At 58.8% G+C, this 5,599-nt stretch carries 3 rRNA genes; all 3 read right to left on the reverse strand.

Annotation, left to right across the window (positions count from 1 at the left end):
- Positions 1-94 precede the first annotated feature (94 nt).
- Positions 95-211, reverse strand: a 5S ribosomal RNA gene (gene rrf / locus CCO02nite_RS15500).
- A 76-nt stretch (positions 212-287) separates the two neighbouring features.
- Positions 288-3,396, reverse strand: a 23S ribosomal RNA gene (locus CCO02nite_RS15505).
- Between the two features lie 455 nt (positions 3,397-3,851).
- Positions 3,852-5,370, reverse strand: a 16S ribosomal RNA gene (locus CCO02nite_RS15510).
- The 16S, 23S and 5S rRNA genes sit together here, the layout of an rRNA operon.
- Positions 5,371-5,599: the final 229 nt, after the last annotated feature.

Below are 5,599 nucleotides of genomic sequence, written 5' to 3' on the forward strand. Positions count from 1 at the left end.
CCGGTCGGCGGGGGGTTGCTGTGGTGGGGTGGTGGTTGTGGTGGGGGGAAACAGAAGAAGCCACCCCGTGGTGGGGTGGCTTCTTCTGAATGGTGTCCGGCGGCGTCCTACTCTCCCACACCCTGGCGAGTGCAGTACCATCGGCGCTGAAGGGCTTAGCTTCCGGGTTCGGAATGGGACCGGGCGTTTCCCCTTCGCTATGACCGCCGTAACGCTGTCGAGTTGTCAAACGGGTTCCCGTTCGTTTCTCGGGAACCGCACAGTGGACGCAAGCAACGCAAGTTGTTGTGGTGAAGTTGTCGGCTGATTAGTACCGGTCAGCTGCGACGGTCTTTGGTCCCGTCTTCCACATCCGGCCTATCTACCCAGTGGTCTAGCTGGGAGCCTCTCGGGGTCGAGCCCCGTGGAAACCTCATCTTGAAGCAGGCTTCCCGCTTAGATGCTTTCAGCGGTTATCCCTTCCGAACGTAGCCAACCAGCCGTGCTCCTGGCGGAACAACTGGCACACCAGAGGTTCGTCCGTCCCGGTCCTCTCGTACTAGGGACAGCCCTTCTCAAGTTTCCTGCGCGCGCAGCGGATAGGGACCGAACTGTCTCACGACGTTCTAAACCCAGCTCGCGTACCGCTTTAATGGGCGAACAGCCCAACCCTTGGGACCTACTCCAGCCCCAGGATGCGACGAGCCGACATCGAGGTGCCAAACCATGCCGTCGATATGGACTCTTGGGCAAGATCAGCCTGTTATCCCCGGGGTACCTTTTATCCGTTGAGCGACGGCGCTTCCACAAGCCACCGCCGGATCACTAGTTCCGACTTTCGTCCCTGCTCGACATGTCTGTCTCACAGTCAAGCTCCCTTGTGCACTTGCACTCGCCACCTGATTGCCAACCAGGCTGAGGGAACCTTTGAGCGCCTCCGTTACATTTTAGGAGGCAACCGCCCCAGTTAAACTACCCACCAGGCACTGTCCCTGGTCCGGATCACGGACCGAGGTTAGATGTTCAGAGCGACCAGAGTGGTATTTCAACGTTGACTCCACCGACACTGGCGTGCCGGCTTCACAGTCTCCCACCTATCCTACACAAGCCGCACCGAACACCAATACCAAGCTATAGTAAAGGTCCCGGGGTCTTTCCGTCCTGCTGCGCGTAACGAGCATCTTTACTCGTAGTGCAATTTCGCCGAGTTCGCGGTTGAGACAGCGGAGAAGTCGTTACGCCATTCGTGCAGGTCGGAACTTACCCGACAAGGAATTTCGCTACCTTAGGATGGTTATAGTTACCACCGCCGTTTACTGGGGCTTAAATTCTGAGCTTCGCCTTGCGGCTGACCCGTCCTCTTAACCTTCCAGCACCGGGCAGGCGTCAGTCCGTATACATCGTCTTGCGACTTCGCACGGACCTGTGTTTTTAGTAAACAGTCGCTTCTCCCTGGTCTCTGCGGCCCTCCACGCTCCCCGGGCAAGCCGGTTCACGCTTCAGGCCCCCCTTCTCCCGAAGTTACGGGGGCATTTTGCCGAGTTCCTTAACCACGATTCGCTCGATCGCCTTGGTATTCTCTACCTGACCACCTGAGTCGGTTTGGGGTACGGGCGGCTAGAACCTCGCGTCGAGGCTTTTCTAGGCAGCATAGGATCACCAGATTCCCGCGTTCGCGGTCACCGTCAGCTCTCAGGCTGTGTGAGGTGCGGATTTGCCTGCACCTCGCCCTACGACCTTGGACGTGGACTACCATCGCCACGCTTGGCTACCTTCCTGCGTCACCCCTGTTAATACGCTTACCTACTACCGGTTCGGGTCCCGTGCTCCCCGACGCGGTGCGACCCGAAGGTCGCGGTGCGCCGGCTCGGACGGTTAGCATCACCGGGCTCGGTATGGGCGGTTCTTCGCCGGTACGGGAATATCAACCCGTTGTCCATCGACTACGCCTGTCGGCCTCGCCTTAGGTCCCGACTTACCCAGGGCGGATTAGCCTGGCCCTGGAACCCTTGGTCATTCGGCGGACGGGTTTCTCACCCGTCATTCGCTACTCATGCCTGCATTCTCACTCGTGTGGCGTCCACCACTGGGTTACCCCGCGGCTTCACCCGCCACACGACGCTCCCCTACCCATCCACACGACTGAACCACGAAGGCTTGTCTGAAATGTGAATGCCACAGCTTCGGCGGTGTGCTTGAGCCCCGCTACATTGTCGGCGCGGAATCACTTGACCAGTGAGCTATTACGCACTCTTTCAAGGGTGGCTGCTTCTAAGCCAACCTCCTGGTTGTCTGTGCAACTCCACATCCTTTCCCACTTAGCACACGCTTAGGGGCCTTAGCTGGTGGTCTGGGCTGTTTCCCTCTCGACTACGGAGCTTATCCCCCGCAGTCTCACTGCCACGCTCTGGCTTACCGGCATTCGGAGTTTGGCTAACGTCAGTAACCTGGTGAGGCCCATCGGCTATCCAGTAGCTCTACCTCCGGCAAGAAACACGTGACGCTGCACCTAAATGCATTTCGGGGAGAACCAGCTATCACGAAGTTTGATTGGCCTTTCACCCCTAACCACAGGTCATCCCCCCGGTTTTCAACCCAGGTGGGTTCGGTCCTCCACGCGGTCTTACCCGCGCTTCAACCTGCCCATGGCTAGATCACTTCGCTTCGGGTCTAGAGCACGCGACTGAGACGCCCTATTCGGACTCGCTTTCGCTACGGCTTCCCCACACGGGTTAACCTCGCCACGTACCACTAACTCGCAGGCTCATTCTTCAAAAGGCACGCCGTCACCCCTGCTAGGGAGGCTCCGACGGATTGTAGGCACACGGTTTCAGGTACTATTTCACTCCCCTCCCGGGGTACTTTTCACCTTTCCCTCACGGTACTTGTCCGCTATCGGTCACTAGGTAGTATTTAGGCTTACACAGTGGTCTGTGCAGATTCACTCCAGGTTTCTCGGGCCCGGAGCTACTTGGGATCCCCATCGGGAGGCCACGCCATTTCGTCTACGGGGGTACCACCCTCTGTGCCGGGCCTTTCAATGCCCTTCGACTATGACGCGACTTTCTGACTCCCCGCCGATGCGGCAGCATCGACTGACAGGTCCCACAACCCCGCACGCGCAACGCCCGCCGGCTTGAACACGCATACGGTTTGGCCTGATCCGCTTTCGCTCGCCACTACTCACGGAATATCTCTTCCTGCCGGTACTGAGATGTTTCACTTCCCGGCGTTCCCTCCACACACCCTATATATTCAGGTGCGGGTCACCACACATGACTGTGGCGGGGTTTCCCCATTCGGACATCCTCGGATCACGGTTCGTTTGCCAACTCCCCGAGGCTTATCGCAGGCTACCACGTCCTTCTTCGGCTCCTAGTGCCAAGGCATCCACCCTGTGCCCTTAAAAACTTGACCACAAAGACTATTTCAAAGATGCTCGCGTCCACTGTGCAGTTCTCAAGCAACGACCAGACCCGCCACGACCAGCCACGCCAACCCCCACACCCACCCACCCTTACGAGCAAGCAACATGCAGCAGCGGTCCGCGACCCATGACGACCCGAAGGCCACCCCCGAGCCGGCCCACCCCACAAGGCGAACCCACCCAGGACATGCCCACAAGGCAACAACCAACCGGCTGCTCCCTCAGGACCCAACAGCGTGCCAAGCCCACCCCCGCAGCAACAGCTCCGTTCCCACCCCGACACCCCGAAGGACACCAGACGTACTAGAAGCCACCCACCACGACAAGCAGGCCATAGTCGATGTTCCACCCTCGAGCACCACCCCCAGCACACTCGGCCAGGGCATGGGCCTGGACACCCCACCGACCCCACGACAGGACCAGCAAGCTGCCAGATGCTCCTTAGAAAGGAGGTGATCCAGCCGCACCTTCCGGTACGGCTACCTTGTTACGACTTAGTCCCAATCGCCAGTCCCACCTTCGACGGCTCCCCCCTAAAAGGTTGGGCCACCGGCTTCGGGTGTTACCGACTTTCGTGACTTGACGGGCGGTGTGTACAAGGCCCGGGAACGTATTCACCGCAGCGTTGCTGATCTGCGATTACTAGCGACTCCGACTTCATGGGGTCGAGTTGCAGACCCCAATCCGAACTGAGACCGGCTTTTTGGGATTCGCTCCACCTTGCGGTATCGCAGCCCTTTGTACCGGCCATTGTAGCATGCGTGAAGCCCAAGACATAAGGGGCATGATGATTTGACGTCATCCCCACCTTCCTCCGAGTTGACCCCGGCAGTCTCCCATGAGTCCCCGGCATAACCCGCTGGCAACATGGGACGAGGGTTGCGCTCGTTGCGGGACTTAACCCAACATCTCACGACACGAGCTGACGACAACCATGCACCACCTGTACACCGACCTTACGGGGAGCACATCTCTGCACTTTTCCGGTGTATGTCAAGCCTTGGTAAGGTTCTTCGCGTTGCATCGAATTAATCCGCATGCTCCGCCGCTTGTGCGGGCCCCCGTCAATTTCTTTGAGTTTTAGCCTTGCGGCCGTACTCCCCAGGCGGGGCACTTAATGCGTTTGCTGCGGCACGGAACTCGTGGAATGAGCCCCACACCTAGTGCCCAACGTTTACGGCATGGACTACCAGGGTATCTAATCCTGTTCGCTCCCCATGCTTTCGCTCCTCAGCGTCAGTTGCGGCCCAGTGACCTGCCTTCGCCATCGGTGTTCCTCCTGATATCTGCGCATTCCACCGCTACACCAGGAATTCCAGTCACCCCTACCGCACTCTAGTCTGCCCGTACCCACTGCAAGCCCGAGGTTGAGCCTCAGGTTTTCACAGCAGACGCGACAAACCGCCTACGAGCTCTTTACGCCCAATAATTCCGGACAACGCTTGCGCCCTACGTATTACCGCGGCTGCTGGCACGTAGTTAGCCGGCGCTTCTTCTGCAGGTACCGTCACTTTCGCTTCTTCCCTGCTGAAAGAGGTTTACAACCCGAAGGCCGTCATCCCTCACGCGGCGTCGCTGCATCAGGCTTTCGCCCATTGTGCAATATTCCCCACTGCTGCCTCCCGTAGGAGTCTGGGCCGTGTCTCAGTCCCAGTGTGGCCGGTCGCCCTCTCAGGCCGGCTACCCGTCGTCGCCTTGGTAGGCCATCACCCCACCAACAAGCTGATAGGCCGCGAGCCCATCCCCCACCGAAAAACTTTCCACACCCCCACATGCGCAGGAATGTCATATCCGGTATTAGACCTCGTTTCCAAGGCTTATCCCAGAGTGGAGGGCAGGTTGCTCACGTGTTACTCACCCGTTCGCCACTGATCAGACCAGCAAGCTGGCCATCACCGTTCGACTTGCATGTGTTAAGCACGCCGCCAGCGTTCGTCCTGAGCCAGAATCAAACTCTCCGTAAATGTCAACATGGCACCCACCCACCCCCGAAGGAACAGGCAAGCCACCGACACACGAAACAGCCACAACCCCCACTGACGAAGGCGTGACCAATCAGATTCGGCCGAAAAAACCCAGGCAACCCACGGGATGGGCCACCCAGATCCATCTAGCCACGACCCCACACAAAGCAGGGCCGAATGGCATCGACTACTTGGCACACTGTTGAGTTCTCAAGGAACAGACGCGCAT

This window comes from Cellulomonas composti (assembly GCF_007990245.1).
GTDB classification, from domain to species: Bacteria; Actinomycetota; Actinomycetes; order Actinomycetales; family Cellulomonadaceae; genus Cellulomonas; species Cellulomonas composti.